The organism is Acinetobacter tianfuensis, from assembly GCF_003611465.1.
Classification (GTDB): domain Bacteria; phylum Pseudomonadota; class Gammaproteobacteria; order Pseudomonadales; family Moraxellaceae; genus Acinetobacter; species Acinetobacter tianfuensis.
The window spans coordinates 1-16,798 of sequence record NZ_RAXV01000009.1 but is presented as its reverse complement, the minus strand read 5'-3'; the positions used below and the strand labels follow the sequence as shown (position 1 = coordinate 16,798).

At 42.9% G+C, this 16,798-nt stretch carries 20 protein-coding genes; 17 read left to right on the top strand and 3 right to left on the bottom strand.

Annotation, left to right across the window (positions count from 1 at the left end):
- The first annotated feature begins 182 nt into the window (after positions 1-182).
- Positions 183-2,414, top strand: coding sequence for an NADP-dependent isocitrate dehydrogenase (locus D7V32_RS05650; protein WP_120401936.1), 2,232 nt, complete (start codon positions 183-185; stop codon positions 2,412-2,414).
- 80 nt (positions 2,415-2,494) lie between these two features.
- On the opposite strand, the gene D7V32_RS05645 is transcribed toward D7V32_RS05650, so the two are convergent.
- From D7V32_RS05645 to D7V32_RS05635, 3 genes are all read right to left on the bottom strand, one after another.
- On the bottom strand, positions 2,495-3,061 hold the full coding sequence (locus D7V32_RS05645) for a hypothetical protein (RefSeq protein ID WP_228200175.1): 567 nt from the start codon (positions 3,059-3,061) through the stop codon (positions 2,495-2,497).
- A gap of 1,146 nt (positions 3,062-4,207) precedes the next feature.
- On the bottom strand, positions 4,208-5,269 hold the full coding sequence (locus tag D7V32_RS05640; RefSeq protein WP_120401935.1) for a phage portal protein: 1,062 nt from the start codon (positions 5,267-5,269) through the stop codon (positions 4,208-4,210).
- Positions 5,266-7,071 carry a terminase large subunit domain-containing protein gene (locus D7V32_RS05635; RefSeq protein ID WP_228200174.1) on the bottom strand — a complete coding sequence of 602 codons (1,806 nt, stop codon included), beginning with the start codon at positions 7,069-7,071 and terminating at the stop codon, positions 5,266-5,268. The genes D7V32_RS05640 and D7V32_RS05635 overlap by 4 nt, the downstream gene beginning before the upstream one ends.
- A gap of 113 nt (positions 7,072-7,184) precedes the next feature.
- Here D7V32_RS05635 and D7V32_RS05630 point away from each other — a divergent pair, with 113 nt between their 5' ends.
- From D7V32_RS05630 to D7V32_RS05555, 16 genes are all read left to right on the top strand, one after another.
- Positions 7,185-8,066: a GPO family capsid scaffolding protein gene (locus D7V32_RS05630; RefSeq protein WP_120401934.1), complete on the top strand. Its 882-nt coding sequence runs from the start codon at positions 7,185-7,187 to the stop codon at positions 8,064-8,066.
- Between the two features lie 26 nt (positions 8,067-8,092).
- Positions 8,093-9,121 carry a phage major capsid protein, P2 family gene (locus D7V32_RS05625; RefSeq protein ID WP_120401933.1) on the top strand — a complete coding sequence of 343 codons (1,029 nt, stop codon included), beginning with the start codon at positions 8,093-8,095 and terminating at the stop codon, positions 9,119-9,121.
- Positions 9,121-9,951 (top strand): phage terminase small subunit, encoded by an 831-nt coding sequence (gpM, locus tag D7V32_RS05620; protein ID WP_120401932.1) that lies wholly within the window; start codon positions 9,121-9,123, stop codon positions 9,949-9,951. Before D7V32_RS05625 ends, gpM begins: the two co-directional genes overlap by 1 nt.
- A gap of 5 nt (positions 9,952-9,956) precedes the next feature.
- Complete coding sequence (locus tag D7V32_RS05615) at positions 9,957-10,355, top strand: head completion/stabilization protein (RefSeq protein WP_120401931.1); 399 nt, start codon at positions 9,957-9,959, stop codon at positions 10,353-10,355.
- The gene (locus D7V32_RS05610) at positions 10,352-10,555 is read left to right on the top strand and encodes a tail protein X (protein ID WP_120401930.1); all 204 of its coding nucleotides are present in this window, start codon (positions 10,352-10,354) and stop codon (positions 10,553-10,555) included. The genes D7V32_RS05615 and D7V32_RS05610 overlap by 4 nt, the downstream gene beginning before the upstream one ends.
- Before the next feature lie 39 nt (positions 10,556-10,594).
- Positions 10,595-10,966, top strand: a complete 372-nt coding sequence (locus D7V32_RS05605) for a hypothetical protein (RefSeq protein ID WP_035327245.1) — start codon at positions 10,595-10,597, stop codon at positions 10,964-10,966.
- Between the two features lie 12 nt (positions 10,967-10,978).
- Positions 10,979-11,500: a glycoside hydrolase family 108 protein gene (locus D7V32_RS05600; RefSeq protein ID WP_120401929.1), complete on the top strand. Its 522-nt coding sequence runs from the start codon at positions 10,979-10,981 to the stop codon at positions 11,498-11,500.
- A gap of 3 nt (positions 11,501-11,503) precedes the next feature.
- Entirely contained in the window at positions 11,504-11,899 is a 396-nt protein-coding gene (locus D7V32_RS05595) for a phage tail protein (RefSeq protein ID WP_120401928.1), read from the top strand.
- Positions 11,900-12,337: a phage virion morphogenesis protein gene (locus D7V32_RS05590; RefSeq protein WP_120401927.1), complete on the top strand. Its 438-nt coding sequence runs from the start codon at positions 11,900-11,902 to the stop codon at positions 12,335-12,337. It begins immediately after the preceding gene.
- Positions 12,334-12,447 (top strand): Com family DNA-binding transcriptional regulator, encoded by a 114-nt coding sequence (locus tag D7V32_RS17830; protein ID WP_120401926.1) that lies wholly within the window; start codon positions 12,334-12,336, stop codon positions 12,445-12,447. Before D7V32_RS05590 ends, D7V32_RS17830 begins: the two co-directional genes overlap by 4 nt.
- Positions 12,448-12,490: 43 nt before the next feature.
- Positions 12,491-13,330 carry a DNA adenine methylase gene (locus D7V32_RS05580; RefSeq protein ID WP_120401925.1) on the top strand — a complete coding sequence of 280 codons (840 nt, stop codon included), beginning with the start codon at positions 12,491-12,493 and terminating at the stop codon, positions 13,328-13,330.
- A gap of 83 nt (positions 13,331-13,413) precedes the next feature.
- Positions 13,414-13,950, top strand: coding sequence for a phage baseplate assembly protein V (locus tag D7V32_RS05575; RefSeq protein WP_228200173.1), 537 nt, complete (start codon positions 13,414-13,416; stop codon positions 13,948-13,950).
- Positions 13,943-14,308 carry a GPW/gp25 family protein gene (locus D7V32_RS05570; RefSeq protein WP_120401923.1) on the top strand — a complete coding sequence of 122 codons (366 nt, stop codon included), beginning with the start codon at positions 13,943-13,945 and terminating at the stop codon, positions 14,306-14,308. Before D7V32_RS05575 ends, D7V32_RS05570 begins: the two co-directional genes overlap by 8 nt.
- On the top strand, positions 14,305-15,204 hold the full coding sequence (locus D7V32_RS05565) for a baseplate assembly protein (protein ID WP_120401922.1): 900 nt from the start codon (positions 14,305-14,307) through the stop codon (positions 15,202-15,204). The genes D7V32_RS05570 and D7V32_RS05565 overlap by 4 nt, the downstream gene beginning before the upstream one ends.
- Positions 15,197-15,721 carry a phage tail protein I gene (locus D7V32_RS05560; protein WP_120401921.1) on the top strand — a complete coding sequence of 175 codons (525 nt, stop codon included), beginning with the start codon at positions 15,197-15,199 and terminating at the stop codon, positions 15,719-15,721. The genes D7V32_RS05565 and D7V32_RS05560 overlap by 8 nt, the downstream gene beginning before the upstream one ends.
- A gap of 8 nt (positions 15,722-15,729) precedes the next feature.
- Positions 15,730-16,650, top strand: coding sequence for a phage tail protein (locus tag D7V32_RS05555; protein WP_120401920.1), 921 nt, complete (start codon positions 15,730-15,732; stop codon positions 16,648-16,650).
- Positions 16,651-16,798 lie beyond the last annotated feature (148 nt).

The window sequence follows — 16,798 nt, the reverse complement described above, 5'->3', positions numbered from 1 at the left end:
ACATCTATAGCGCTCATAAATATTGTATCATTTTTCAGCGAAATGGCATCATCACAGGATATCCCGTTGACTGAAAAGCCGTGAACACCGATACTTTCACTGTTTTATTTAAGCAAATCGGTTCTTAGGGGCTGAGCCACAAGCTCGGCTCTAGAAAACATTATCTACGCAAGGGGCTATATATGGCTGGTGGCAAGTCAAAAATCATTTACACACTGACCGATGAGGCGCCTCTGCTGGCGACTTACTCACTACTGCCGATCATTGAGACCTTTACCAAGCCAGCGGGCATCGAGATCGTTAAGAGCGATATCTCTGTCGCTGCACGTGTGCTTGCAGAATTTTCTGAGTACTTAACAGACGAACAAAAAGTTACTGATAACCTTGCAGAACTTGGCCGTCTAACACAAGATCCAGATACTAATATCATTAAACTGCCGAATATTAGTGCTTCTGTAGCTCAGCTGACTGCTTGTATCAAAGAGCTTCAATCTAAAGGCTATGCAATTCCTGACTACCCTGAAAACCCAACAACTGACGAAGAAAAAGCGCTTAAAGCTCGCTTCGGCAAATGCTTAGGTTCTGCGGTAAACCCAGTGCTGCGCGAAGGCAACTCTGACCGCCGTGCGCCTGCTGCTGTTAAAAACTATGCGAAAAAACACCCGCACTCTATGGGTGAATGGAAACAATGGTCACAAACTCACGTTTCTCACATGGACGAAGGCGACTTCTACCATGGCGAAAAATCAATGACACTTGACCGTGCTCGCAATGTAAAAATGGAGTTGATCACTGCTAACGGTGAAACAATCGTTCTTAAAGACAAAGTTGCGCTTCAAGACGGCGAAATTATTGACTCAATGTTTATGAGCAAGAAAGCGCTTTGCGACTTTTATGAAAAAGAATTAGAAGATTGCCGTGAAGCAGGTATTTTGTTCTCTTTACACGTTAAAGCGACAATGATGAAAGTTTCACACCCGATTGTATTCGGTCACTGTGTGAAAATTTACTACAAAGATGCTTTCGAGAAACACGGCAAACTATTTGACGAGTTAGGCATTAACGTAAACAACGGCATGGCAGGTCTTTATGAAAAGATCGCGGCGCTTCCAACGTCTTTACGCGAAGAAATCATCGAAGATCTTCACGCTTGCCAAGAACACCGTCCTGCACTTGCAATGGTTGACTCAGCAAAAGGCATCACTAACTTCCACTCTCCTAACGACGTAATTGTAGATGCTTCTATGCCTGCAATGATTCGCGGCGGCGGCAAAATGTGGGGTGCTGACGGCAAACCTTATGACTGTAAAGCAGTGATGCCTGAATCTACATTCGCACGTATCTACCAAGAAATGCTGAATTTCTGTAAGTGGAATGGCAACTTTGACCCGCGTACTATGGGTACAGTGCCAAACGTAGGCCTAATGGCTCAAAAAGCTGAAGAATACGGCTCACACGACAAAACTTTTGAAGTGTCTGCTGCTGGTGTTGCAAACATCACTGACATCGAAACTGGTGAAGTTTTAATGTCACAGAACGTGGAAGAAGGCGATATCTGGCGCATGTGTCAGGTGAAAGACGCTCCAATCCAAGACTGGGTAAAACTTGCTGTAACACGTGCACGCAACTCTGGCATGCCGGCAATCTTCTGGTTAGACCCGTACCGCCCGCACGAAAACGAAGTGATCAAAAAAGTACAAAAGTACTTGAAAGATCACGACACAGCTGGCTTAGACATTCAAATCATGTCTCAAGTCCGTGCAATGCGTTACACACTTGAGCGTGTTGCCCGCGGCCTAGATACAATTTCTGTAACAGGCAACATCCTTCGTGACTACCTCACAGACTTGTTCCCAATTATGGAGCTTGGCACTTCTGCTAAAATGCTTTCTATCGTTCCGTTAATGGCGGGCGGCGGCATGTACGAAACTGGTGCTGGCGGTTCAGCTCCTAAACACGTACAGCAGCTTGTAGAAGAAAACCACTTGCGCTGGGACTCACTAGGTGAATTCCTTGCATTAGCAGTTTCTCTAGAAGAACTAGGCATTAAAGAAGACAATGCTCAAGCGAAACTTCTTGCTAAGACACTTGACCAAGCAACTGGTCAACTTCTTGACAACGACAAGTCTCCATCACGCCGTACAGGTGAGCTGGACAACCGCGGCAGCCACTTCTACCTAGCTAAATTCTGGGCTGAAGCACTTGCTGCTCAAGACGAAAATGCTGAGCTTAAAGCGAAGTTTGCGCCTCTTGCGAAAGCGCTTGCTGAAAACGAAGACAAGATTGTTGCTGAACTTGCAGAAGTTCAAGGCAAATCTGTTGATATCGGCGGTTACTACGCAATTGATACAGCAAAAGTAAATGCTGTTATGCGTCCAAGCGCAACACTTAACGCAGCGCTTGAAACTGCTTAAGTGATACCGAACTGACGCAAGTCCGGGATGTAAAAAAACCAGCGCTTCGGCGCTGGTTTTTTTATGAAAAACCAATAATTTCAGAGCTTTTTATTATTCCCACTCAACAAAATTATAGTTCTAGGTCTTTCTATTTCCATATATTTTTTATCAGCTTTCTTTAATTCTTTAATAAAATCAGATGCATTTTTCAGCCTATCCTCCAACACCAAGCATAAGAGCGCTAATGCAATAAAAACTAAAGAAATAACAATAAAGGCAAGGTTAATGACAACTTGAATACCAGTAGAATTAATTACAACAAGAAAGAGCATCCCTCCCAAAAAGGCAAAAATAAAATATCCTGTCATAAGCACATAGCGCCTAGGAGTTGGGCTAAGATATAAAAAAGGTTTAATAAATAAGTCTTTCGACAAATCCATAACTTCTCCTTTCTTATAAGAAATATATTGGATACCTTCATCAAATAAAAAAATCATTCGATCAAAATTAATTAAATAATTCTGATGAAGCTCTATAAGTTTATTAACCAAGTTATGGTCTACATTCGGGCTTTTCGCAAGATCTTGCGCAACTCTATCCAGAACAAGCTGATTTGTTTGCCCACGCTCATAATACTTGTCGAAATACTGAATACTTGAAGTCAATCTATCCGTAATTTTTTTTATGCTTAAGACTCGTTATTTCATGTCTTTTTAGAAATAAAGTAATAATCGCTATTATGATACCAGCGAGAGGTGCAGCAAGCTTCCAATCTATTTCCATTTAGTATTCACAAATTATTTTTAATTTAGCTATTGCTATGATTTATCACTAGATTCAACAAAAGTGAAGTATTTATTTTTAGATTAAATTCTGAACCAACAATATATTCAGACAATAAAAAACCCCAAGTCTTAATAAGCTTGGGGTTTTCTAGAATTTTGGTCCCGAGGGTCGGAACCAAAATAAGCTTAATTTTCATAATCTAAATGAATATTTGTGGATTTTTGTGGAAACCTATATCAGAAAAAATGCATCAGCATATTCCCTGCCACTGCTATATAAGAGCACTTTTTATTTACTTTAATTTTTAATTTTCTAATCAGTTTATTTTTGGGTTACTCAGGTTACTAAAATATTTTTATATACTTAACTATATATAATCATTGAAGAATTTATGATTTTTTAAAAGTTACTTTTAAGCTACTTTAAGTTACTTGTAGCTTAGCTTACAGGTTACTTAACGAATTCAATAAGATATTGTTTTTTATAATTATATTTTTTAAGATTTTAAAAAGTAACCTTTAGTAACTTCGTGAAGGCTACTAAAAATAATATTAATAATCATATAGTTAAACTATTAAAAACATATAGGTAACCTGAGTAGCCTCAAATCTACCTATAGTCAAATTATGATATTTTCCTTGTATAAACTTAATCTGCATCTATGCGCATCAAATTGCGTCACTGAATCGCTCTGGAATCACCTCTAGGCCCTTTAAACCACAAGGGTTAGGGTTTCTATACTGTTGCATCTAAAACGCGACATTTAGGAACTGCGCAGGCGGGAGAGGAGATTGCGTTTGGTCATGGGGCAAAGGGGAGATTCTTGGCTGCTGCGTTTGGAAAAGTTGAAGTTCAATGAATCTAAAAATATTCTCGTAGCCTTCTGATACTGAGGGTATAAAGCAATCGAATCTAAGGCATAAAAAAAGCTGACTATTGATAGCCAGCTTAGATTTAAACGATTGAATTAAAACATTATTACCACACTATTTGTGTGCAAAATTTAGTAAAATAGTGGTGACTATTCACGCCACGTTTGTAGATAAAAGCTCATACTGTTTGAACTTAATCACTTCATAGCCCAGTCTTTCGTTGATCTGTTTCAATAAGTTTTGATAATAAATAATTTCATTGTAGTAAAAGACTTTTGCTGCCTTCTCAACATCACCAAAGCCACCAGCATTTTGCGGTACCACACCAATCAATTGAGGCGGGATACGATGCCCGGCTAACTGGTCATCTCGACTGGCAATTTTAATATTATAAAATTCATCTTTAGCCGCAACCTCAGCCAGTGGGATGACATTCACCCCTTTTTCTTTCCCCCCTGGAGTATAGAGCAACAGGTTTTTGAAGTTGCCTGCACCTTTAGAGTTTTCGAGTGCATCTTCCACGTCATCAACATCACCTTGCGTCTGTAATGCATCAGTAATGTGCAGAATAAAACCAGCATGAGCACCATTTTTATAATATCGCCGGCGGAATAGCGTTGCCGACTCATTCAACATAATTGCATTGATACTACTTAAATAGTTAGGTACTCCATACACCTCTTGCCCAATATCTGATTCAAATACATGAATCATGTCCTGGGACTGAAATACATGATTGTGGGTTTGATCATAGTCCATTTGGTAATAACTGGATAAGTCCAAACCTCTCCGCATGTTTAAGGCAGGACGAGATCCGAGTCCGATAATCCCACCAAAGCGATTTCTTTTAATGTTCGCATAGCAATTTGCAAAGGTTAAAAGGTTAAGTGCCAAGGCATTGAAGTCATGCCGGCTCAACCATGGATGAGGTATGAAATCACTGGTCAGGATATTACGCTTCACAATCAAGGCACTTGTGTGATGACTTGTGGCTCTGAACAATTTAGCGGTGGACAACATGTCATAGGGTAATTCATACCACTCCTGCCATTTCGGGCAATAGCCATACTCAAACAAGGTATGGCCATCAAGAACCGGTTCAGGCTGGCCAAAGTTGCTGCAGACGATGGATTTTTTACTTGGGGCTTCAATTGGAGCAGCTGCAGGTGAGCTGAATCGCTGTAAAGCTTTAGGGACTAAACTTTTTAAGTTCATGATTTGAATACTCGAATTCGGCTACGTTGTACGCCTTGTTGTGATGGATCAATAGTGTCGACAATTGGAGCGTTCTCTAATCCATTCATGATTGCCCAAGCCATATCACCATGACCGTTTTCTGCTGACCGGCTTGTGATCAATGTTTTGTTGCCACCGCCGCTTGTTAATGCTTTTTTGACTGAAAGGAATGCTTTGGCCACCGTGGTGAGACCAGCATCAAAATGTAAGCGTCTTTTTTGAAACAGCTCTTTCGCTCGAAGTCCCATGCGGATCTTGAGTTCGGGGTTATAGTTCAGGCGGGTTAGTGCAGGGAAAAACTTAGCCACGTGCTCGGCCACGGCAATACCATTACCTGTGTTATCAATACCGATAAACGTGACGTTATAACGCCCACAAACTTTTTTGATATACAGTGCTTGTTCTTGAGCACTTAGGCCTTTGAACTGTTTCACCTCTAGGATTCGATAAGGTTCAAGCGGAGTACGTGGCGGCGCAATCACCGCCAGCGCTGCATTGTCCCCGGTAAAAGATGGATCATAACCTAGCCAAACTTCTCCTTGATAATGCGGAGTCTCATTCGGTTTAAAGTCCTTCCATACCTGCCATGAATCCACCATGTTCGGCGTGATGATTTTGAGAGGAAAATATGAGCCTGAATCATCAATGAACTCACAATCATAGAGATTTGAATACTCATCATCGCCATATTGATTAAGCAGTTTTTCGCGGTCAAACAGGTCACAGCCTTTGGCTTCGGCATCGGCCAATGTCACAATCTGACGAGTCTTGCCGTCCGCACATTTGACAGGCATTTTCAGCGCAGCTTTACTGACATCGATTTCAACCGGCAGCTTCCTGCCGCTGTCTGTCCCTATCCAAAACTTAAAGGCTTCATGCAAAATACTGGATGGCGTGGACATATAAATTTCTTTATACATTTTCTGCGATGCCATCGCGCTGGCCACTTTCTTGAACTGTAAAAATTTACGAATCCAAAAAAATTCATCCATGATTACATCACCATGACGGCCTTGGGCGGTTAGTGCATTGGTTCCCAAATAGTAAACCGTTGCTTGCTTAACTGGACCATTGATCACGATTGGATCACCAGTCAATTCAATCCCACAAACTTCAAGTACAAAGGCTTTGATGTATTCAATGAACTGGTAGGCCTGCGCCTTGGATGCCGACATGAAAATTTTATTTTTGCCTGTTTTGAGCAAGTCAATCAAAGCCCATAGCGCAATAATATGGGTTGCGCCAATCTGACGAGATTTAAGCAAAATGAAGATGTCACTTTCCTCAATCGCCTGCATCCACTCTTGTTGGTAAAGAAATAAGAAATCTTCAAAGGCTTGCTCGAGCAGCTTGAGATCATCTTCGGTAAGCTGATTTTTAAGTTTTCGTTTTTTCGGTTTATCGTTGCGGTTTTCTAGTTTTGGATTGAGATCAGCTTGATTACCTCCCTCACGATAGCGCTCTATTCTCGCCCAACGTTCAAACTGACTCCCAATAAAATCCATTTCTTTGTAATTCGCATTGCTCTTGCCATCCATGAAAGTCAAAGACATATAACGCACTTTTAAAGCCAAAGTTATGTCATCGAATAAATCTGCCTTTTCCCAACCGTCACGCTGTTTCCAGCTTTCAACGGTCGAGCGATTCTCATCAAGGTGCTTTGAAATTTCAGATACAGACATCCCCATAGCAAACAGGATTCGGCCATGCTGCCTTGGGTTCATTAAGTCGAATGTAATTGGTGAGCTTGTATTCATGCCAGTCATGCTGACTGAAGCCATGCCCAGTCTCAATTTGAAAAATCCTGATTAAGCCCTAAACAGGATTCACTGCATTGCTGTATTTTTTCCACGCAAGCAGACTGCATCTATCAGAAACATAGGTGGAAATTTATATGGGACTTGCAGGTGAAGGACGTGTAGAAAAACGCTTTCGTGTAGCTCGGGAAGGTCAAACAGTCGACGGGCGAGAACTCACTGGACAAGAAATTCAGCAGATGGGTGCAAGTTACAGTCTGGAAAAATATGGCGCTCGAATCAACCTTGAGCATTTCTCAGGATGGTCACCTGAACCGCCCTTCAATGCCTATGGCGACATCGTCAAAGTTGAAGCCGTACAAGAGGATGGAAAATGGGTGCTCTATAACACCCTTTCAGCCCTGCCGAACTTTGTGGCCATGAATAAAAAAGGTCAGAAAATTTATCCATCGATTGAATTCTATCGCAATTTTGCGGGGACAGGCATTGCCTATCAAGTCGGCCTTGGTTTGACGGATACCCCCGCTTCGCTTGGTACAGAACCCATTAAATTTTCAGCTAATCAATTTGCTTTACGCACTCAACCCAACGCGGAGATTTTTATGTCCCTGACAGCTCCAACTGATCAAGATAATTCAGTTCCAAATGACCAAAAAGGCTTTTTAGAGCAGCTCAAAACCTTACTTACCCCAAGCCAGCCGAAACCAGCTCAGCCTGACGACTTTCAAGCGGTAGTGACTCAAGGTTTAGTGACCGCTTTAAACGGCATTAAAGACTTGAATGAAAAATTCAGCACACTGTCGGCTCCACCTGCAGCAGCGCCCGTCCAGCAAGCTGCTGACCCAGTTGCTCCAGTCGAGCAGCCTGTGCCTGGTGCAAATGACCAATTCAGCCAAGCATTAGCCCCAATTCTTCAGTCGATTCAAGGTTTGCAAACGCAGATTAATCAGCTCTCAACCACCCCTGTGAATCTGCCTCCAGCTGCAAGCGGTGGTGATACCGACCAAGTTTCATACTAATTCAATCATTTAGGAAATAACCAATTATGGCAGTCGTTCTCAGTCCAGTTGCACGGACAAAGCTTTCCTCTTATATCGCAGACATTGCACGTGCCAATAATGTTGAAGATGCACGTCATACCTTTGCGGTTCAACCCGTTCCCGAACAAAAAATTATTGCGGCTTATCAAGAGTCGGCAGACTTCTTAAAGCTGATCAATGTTTTTTCTGTTGATAATGCCAAAGGCGAAAAAATCGGTTTACAAGTGGGGACAACGGTCGCAGGTACCACAGACACACGTGTAAAAGCGCGTACCCCTGTTCCAGTCGGAAGTTTAGATTTACTGGATGAGTATGACTGTACCCAAACAAACTATGACGTAGCTTATTACTGGTCATTGTTAAATGCATGGAAGCATCACCCAGACTTTAAATCGAAGTTACAGGCAATGGTAATTAAAGCAATTGCATTGGACAAACTCTGCATTGGCTTTAACGGCTTATACCGTGCGCCGACTTCTGACCGCGCTGCCAATCCGCTGCTGCAGGATGTCAAAAAAGGCTGGCTGCAGAAGATCCGCGACAATGCGCCTGAGCAGCATTATGAAGGTACCGATGACGGCACAGGCAAAATGGTCACTAAAATTGGCGCCGGGCAAGAATTCAAAACAGTCGATGGCTTAGTGGAATTTGCAGTTGAAGAATATATTGCTGAGCAGCATCGCGACAGCGGCCTGATCGCAATCTGCGGACGCGGCATTCTGAGCGATAAATACCTGCCGTTGCTGAACGCCATTCAAGATCCGACAGAACAGCTGGCTGCGCGAACCATTTATGCCAATAAACAGCTCGGCACTTTACAGGCTCTACATGTGCCGAAGTTCCCAGCAAAAACGATCCTCATCACCACGCCGGATAACCTTTCGATCTATCTGCAGTCAGGCACTTTGAACCGTTCTATCGTCGAGCAGCCGGAATGGGATCGCGCGGTTGACTTCCAGTCTGTGAATGAAGACTTTGTGGTCGAAGACTACACGAAATGCGTCCTCATCGAAAACATTGAGGTAATCGCCTAATGTCAAATTCTATGCGTCAAGACCGTGAACGAAAATTAGCACAAAAGTCCGCAAAAATGGCACTCAGCGCTGATCCACGTTTGCTAAAAAAGCGAGTGGTCATGGGCTATGATCCTGGTTCACCTGAAGGCGATCAATCAGTAAATGTAACATTACCTGAATCACCTACTGCAAATATTGAGCTTCGCTTATTCAATCATTTGAATCAGTTGAAAGACAACAAATCGGTGCAGGATAAAATCGAGCTGAAAAAGCAATGGTTACCTGAATATTACGGCTATATTGACGGCTGCCTCGCTATTTCACCTTCGGCTCAAAATACCTCACTGGTGAACTTAATGATTTGGGCAGTCGATGCGGGTCAATATGAATTAGCCGTCCGTATTGCTGAGTATGCTTTGTTAAATGATATGGTCATGCCTGAAGGTCATAGCCGTGGAATTGCAGAATTTATTACTGAGCAATGTGCCAATGATTTTAATGACGATATTGACCTCGCCATTGAAAATGCGGAAGTGATTCAGCGAATCATTGATCTTGGCGTCGGAGAACAGATGGTCGATCAAGTTCGCGCCAAAATTTTCCGTTCATTAGGTGATGCTCTCAACGAGGCTCAACCAGTAGAAGCCTTAAACGCTTATAAAAATGCGTTGCGACTCAACAGTAAAGTCGGCTGTAAAAAAGAAGTTACAGCACTAGAAAAACTGTTGAACAAGCAATCAACCGAGTCGTCTCCCGACGCCACTGTCGGCTCGCAGGCAGATTCAACAACTGTTTCGGCAGCTGCTGAGTCTGATCCTGCGTCCACCGACTCTACGCCTGCGGAGTAAGGATCATGCTGCTAAATGAACCCGTTTCTGAACAGGTGGTGCAGAACCCTGAAGCTGACCGTCCAAACGTCAGCATCAAAGACTTGCTCGGAACGGTTCGTTTAGACAAGTCCAAAGGTCAGGATCTGCTTACTGAAAAAATCACACTGGCAATGGACACGATCAACGATCAAGTCCTGTTGCTAAGAATTCAGACTGAAGCGCAGATCCGCAAATACAAACGTGCTGTTTGCTATGAGGCTGCAGCACTGATTTGCGAAGATAATTTGGATTTTGATACCACAACGACAGGTCAATCACGCGGTGAAAACCAGCAAGCAAAAATGCAGTCATTGCGGCGAGTGGTCAACCACACGATCGCAGACTTAACCAATAAAAAACGCAATCGGGTCAAACTGGTATGACTACCGTTTCTGCCGTCCAAGGGGACACGCTTGATTCGATTGCTGCCCGTTATTTTCCGAATAACCCGGTTCAGGTTTTAGCAGACTTGATTGAATTAAATCCCGCACTTGAAAGCGTCATTTTAGTTGAGCACCAAGCTGTGGTTTTGCCTGAAGCGATAACAACATCTACCACCCAAACACTTAAATTATGGGATTAAGTTATGTTAGAGCGCATAACAGCCCCGAAGGGGAAGTCAATGAATGATCCGATTTCAATTAAAGGATTACCGTGGTTATTAAAAATTGCTGCTGCCATTTTAGGTGCAATTTTGGCACTGATTTTAAGTGGGGACATCGATACAGAAGGTCGAATTAAGATCACCGTAGGCGTGATTTTAAAATTCACCATCAGTGTGGCCATTAGTTTGTATGGTGGCTCTGCGTTTATTGAATATTACCAACTCACCTCTTACTCGCTGATGTCGCAAGGCTTTGTCATGCTGATTTTTGCTGTATTTGGCATGTTGATGATCGGCATTTGGTATCAATCTTTACAGTTGTGGAAAGGCAAAACTGTCAGTGAAATTATCGCTGAAGTGAAAGCTGCTTTTTCAGCACTGTTCAAATAAGGATCTCAAAATATGAGTCTTACTTTTGAAACAGCATTCGATCGCTTGATTGGCCATGAAGGTAATTTTACTGAAGATCCCAAAGATCGCGGTAACTGGACAACGGGTGTGGTTGGTAAAGGCCAATGTAAAGGGACTAAGTACGGCATTTCAGCCATGACTTATCCTGATCTAGATATCCGAAACTTAACCCTAGATCAGGCCAAAGCCATTTATAAGCGTGATTGGTGGGATCGGATTAATGCCGATGACCTTCATTCTGCAATTGTGTTTCAGGTTTGGGACTTTGCAGTGAATGCAGGCATGGGAACGGCCAAGCGTAAACTGCAAAAAGCGGTCAATGTGGCCGAAGATGGGATCATTGGTCCGATGACCATTAAAGCCATTAAAAAAGTAGACCTGAATGATGTTTTGATGAAATTCAATGCTGCAAAACTCAAGCACTACACCAGTTTGAGCACTTGGCAACGCTATGGCAAAGGCTGGACAAATCGCACCGCTGATCAGCTCAATTATGCGGCCTTGGATAATTAAGGTATGAAAGCCCTCATCCCATTGAAATCATTTCTTGCAGAAAAATTGCCTGAAATGAGCCAAGACAAATGCCATTTACTCATCGTAAATGGCAACCAAGCTCAAGGCTATTTGGAATATACAGTACGGATTTTATTATTGGATTATCGCGGTGATCCAGTTCAAGTCCTGATGTTAGTGCGTCATTGGCTCCAGTCTAAATATCTGCATTTGGATGCGGCCAAAAAGGACATTCAAATTTCGTTTAGCAGTGAAATTATTGATACCAATACCTTTGACCTTGAAATTGACTTCCCACAACGAGACAAAATTGTTTCGGGTGAAAATGGGTACCATATTTGCCCTGAGATGGTCTGGAGTGATGCCCATGATAAATTTGTCCCAGTAGGAACTGAATAAGTGGATGCGATCGTTGGCTTAAACCATTGGCTTGACCAAATTGCCCTGCGTTTAGAACCAGGACAACGACGAGAGTTAATGCGTAGACTGGTTCAAGGTTTAAGAGTTCGGCATCGTGATCGAATCAAGCAGCAGCGTGATCCTGATGGCTATCGATTTATTCCACGCAAGCGCAATCAGATCGGTCGGATTAAACGTCAAGGTGCGCTGTTTCAAAATATTGGAAAGCAACTTAAAACAGAATATTCATCTGATCATGCTGCTGTTGGTTTTGGCGGGCGTACAGCCGTTGTGGCAAGAGTTCACCAAGAGGGTAAAAATATTAAGCCTAATCGATATGCAAAACCCACTCAATATCCGATTCGAGAGTTGGTGGGTTTCAGTAAAGATGATGAAAATTGGATTCAATCAGAAGTACAAAAGTTCCTATTAATATGATCGAGCTTAGATGCAAATGCGGAAAGTTACTGTGCCGCATTGAAAAAATTACAGTAAAAATTGAAATAAAATGCCCTCGCTGCCGAGTGGTCAATCATTGGAACGCCTAGAGCGTCAGGTTAGATAGCCTAGAGCTACCAACGGAGATGACTTATGTCCCCGACAACTAACCCAAACCAAGAACTTTCAAAACCAAGCTACAACGCTTCAGGCCGCTCATTTTCGGGCTGGCTGGGCGGTAAGTCACAACTGGCCAGAACTATCATCGAGATGATGCCGGAACATAAGCATTACTGTGAAGTGTTCGGCGGTGCAGGATGGGTGCTTTTTAAAAAATCCCCTTCAATACTTGAAACAATTAATGATGTAAACGGAGATTTAATCAATTTATACCGTGTCTTCAAATATCATCCTGATGCCTTGGAAAAAGAATTTGAAACACAACTATTGAGCCGCGATGAATTTGAGCGTTTGAAAGCTGAATGCAGCAAATCTTTAACAGATATTCAACGCGCAGCGCGCTTCTACTATTTGCTTCGCACATGCTTCGGAGCAAAAATTGCAGAACCAAACTATTTCTCGCATGTGGAACGTCAACCACATTTAAAATTGGGAGATGATTTAAAAACAGTTTTATCAAAAATTCATCAGCGCCTGCAGAAAGTGAATATTGAAAACCGGAACTATGACGTTTTAATTCAAAGAATGGATCGCCCCGAAACTTTATTTTATTTAGATCCGCCATATTACAATTGTGAAAAGTATTATGGCAAAGACATTTTTAGCCGTGATGATTTCTTAAAATTGCGTGATTTGCTCAAAGACATTAAGGGCAAGTTTATTTTGAGCCTGAATGATGTACCTGAGGTCAGAGAAATTTTTGCAGATTTTTATTTTACGACCAGGCAGATCCGCTGGTCTCTCAATGCAAAATCTGAAAGTGAAAATAATGGAAAAGAGATCATTATCACTAATTTTGAAATTCCTGATTAAGCGTTAAACAGGATACCGCTCCTCGTACTTTAGAACTAAATTGCCCATGATTTCATTCATGGGCAATTTACGTTTATATGAGCATGAATAATCAAATTTTAAGACAATTTCAAAATCTGGCCAGCATCGGCACTGTCATTGCTGTGGATGCTTCAGCATGGAAAATGCGCCTTCAAATTGATGAAAATGAAACGGATTGGATTCCCATCCCAGCGATGGCTGCAGGTGCCGTCACAATCTGGCGGTGCCCATCGCTGGGAGAACAATTTTCAGTTGCAGCGCAAGGCGGTGAGCTTACCAGCGCAATTCCTCAAGTCAGCATTTTTTCAGAAGCATTTCCACCGCCTAGCACCGATCCGAATGAAGTTTTTGTGCAGCTGGGCGAGCATGCCTTCAGCGTCAATATTCTGTCCGGCGAAGCCTTATTCAAGTTGAAAAAATGCACATTTGATGTCCCTGAAACTATTTTCAAAGGCACCGTGCATGCTGAAGAAACCATTTCATCCGATGAAGATGTCACAGCAAAAGAAATCAGCCTTGTAAAACACCTTCACCCAAATGTCATGAATGGACCAGGACAAACGGCCGCCCCCCTGCCGACTGGAGACACAAATGATTAAAGGCATGTCGCGCCACACAGGGCGCAGCATTTCAGATAATGGACTGCCGGAGCACTTGAAGCAGTCATTGCATGACCTGCTGAGCACATTAATCGGCACACGTTTATGCCGTAGAAAGTACGGCTCTTTAGTGCTGGCGCTCATTGACCAGCCCGGCAACGATATTACCAGGCTGAAAATTATGAACGCCTCCGCAACAGCCATCATCCGTTTTGAACCGCGCATCAAGATCCAGCAGGTTCAGGTCAGCAGCACCGGCAACGCAAATGCATGGGATATCACATTGATCGGCACTTATTTGCAATACAGCCAAGAAAAGTCTTTTAAGCAAAACTATACGATTGGAGCAGCAGCATGAGCATTGCAAACCGAGTGGATCTGTCATCACTGCCTTTTCCTGATGTGCTGGAAACATTGGACTTTGAAGCGGAACTTTCAGCGTGCAAGCAGGATCTCATTTCAAGAGACCCTGAACTTGAAGAGGCCCTTCAGTTTGAAAGTGAACCGCTGGTCAAACTGCTGCAGACCTTTGCCTACCGCTTCCTGATTAAAACTGGCCAAATCAACGCCAAGGCAAAAGCCCTGATGCTTGCTTATGCTGAGAAAGCCGACTTAGATCATTTGGCCGCAAACCGCAGTGTATACCGCAAAACCATTATTCCGGCCCAGCCGAATGCAAACCCGCCTGTTCCTGCGGTCATGGAATCCGATGAGGATCTGCGCCGCCGCGTGCATCTGCAGCCTGAAAGCATGGCGGCGGGTTCTGCCGGCGCGTATCAATTCTGGGGCTTAAGCGCGCATGGCCATGTCAAGGATATTGCTGTCGAAAATCCCGAAGAAGGCCATGTCAATATTTGGGTGCAAAGCCATATTGATGAAATTGCTCCGCAAGACTTACTTAATAGTGTTGATCAGGCTTTAGACTCTGAAACGCGCCGGCCGCTGACCGACTATGTGCATGTCAAAGCAGCAACGCCAGCAGAATGGGTATTGAATGCGACATTAGTGCTATTCCCCGGCCCTGACTCTGCAGTAGTCAAAGCAGCTGCCGAAGCTGATGCCAGCAAATATATCGAAAAAATTTCTTCATTGGGCTATGACGTGACCCGCAGCGGATTATTTCGGGCGCTGCACCAGGGCGGCGTGCAGAATGTCATTCTCAATAGCCCGCCAGCGGATATTATCCTGCCGAAAAATCGCTATTCAAAATGCACTGGCATCACCATCAGTATTGTAGAGTTCCGCGATGTCTAGTCTGCTTCCTCCCAACGCAACCAAACTTGAAAAAAACATAGAGCAGCTTGGTGAAAAGATTTCCAGCCTTCCAGTGCCTTTTGTCGATTTACATCGTATTGACCGTTGTCCTGTTACTCATTTGCCTTGGCTGGCATGGCAGCACCGGGTTGAATATTGGCAACCCGAATGGAGTGAGCCAGAAAAACGCAATGCCATCCGTGAAAGTGAGTCTTTCAATGCTCAGCGGGGAACACGCTCATCAATCAGCAGCCTGCTCAGCACTGTAGTCGACAATTTCCAGCTGAAGGCATGGCATGAGTTACAGCCACCGCAGCAGCCCTTTACATTTGTCGTCATGATCAGCACACAGCATCTGCTTTCAATTGAACAGCTGCTGCAGGTGCAAACCGCAATTGATGCAACTAAATCTGCACGGGACAATTATTCAATATCAGCACGAATTCAATCTGAAGGAAGTTTTTTTATCGGAGCTGCTTGCATCTCTGGTGAAACTGTCCATATAGAAACTATTTAGGAAATCTCATGGCTGCAAAATATTATTTAACATTGACGGATTATGGATCAACCCAGATTGCTCAGGCACATGATCAATCCCCAATTCAACTGCAAAACCTTGTGATTGGTGATGCCAATAATGTACCCTACGATCCTATTATGGGAATTGATCGCACAACATTGGTGAATCAAAAAGCCAGTGTCCCGATTCAAGATATCCAAATCATTGATGATTTTATTCGAGTTACAGCAACTTTGGGAACGTCAGTTGGCGGTTTCAATATTCATGAAATCGGTCTCACTGATGAAACTGGGCAATTGGTTTATATTGGCAATTACCATGGCGGATATAAACCAGTCTTAGAGGATGGTGCGGGCGGTCAATTAACATTAATAATTGATATTAAAGGTACTCCAGCGAATAACATTAACTTAACCGTGGATGAAAATATCAACACCGCCACTCAAGCATGGGTAAATCAACAATTAGAAAAAAAACTGAATAAACAAGGTGGAGAAATTTCTGAGAATCTCTCTATTAACGGTTATCTTGAATTAAAAAAATCTAAATTAGAAACAATGACAGGTGTAGATTATACAATCACCTATAATCACTCTACACGCATAGCTATTATTGATATAACTTTATTTAAGAATAAACCGGTAGTACAAGGTTTTAATCTGTCTGAACATGCAGATGTTCAATTTTTTCACTTACTCAAAAACTTACCTATTAATCTTGTTAAACGCATTAGTGCGGAAGCTTATCTAATACCTGTAATCGCAACCGTTCCTTGGGGGGATGAAGCGAGTGAATGGTATTTACAGTGTATGCCCGTTGGTTATGATGGTACAACCGAATCACAGGTTCAAATTTTGACCAGACGCTGGAGCGGTGGTGTTGAGGAGCCTGTAGATGCTTATTTAAGGGTTATTGGTTTTTTCTAAAATCCCAATTAAGCGTTAAACAGGATTTTGCTCATAGAATCCCCCCCCCTACACAATACATGATGGCATCAAAAGTTTTATGGAGCCATCATGACTGATTTTCACCACGGCATTACAGCGCGCGAAGCGGCCATTGGAAAAATTCCCC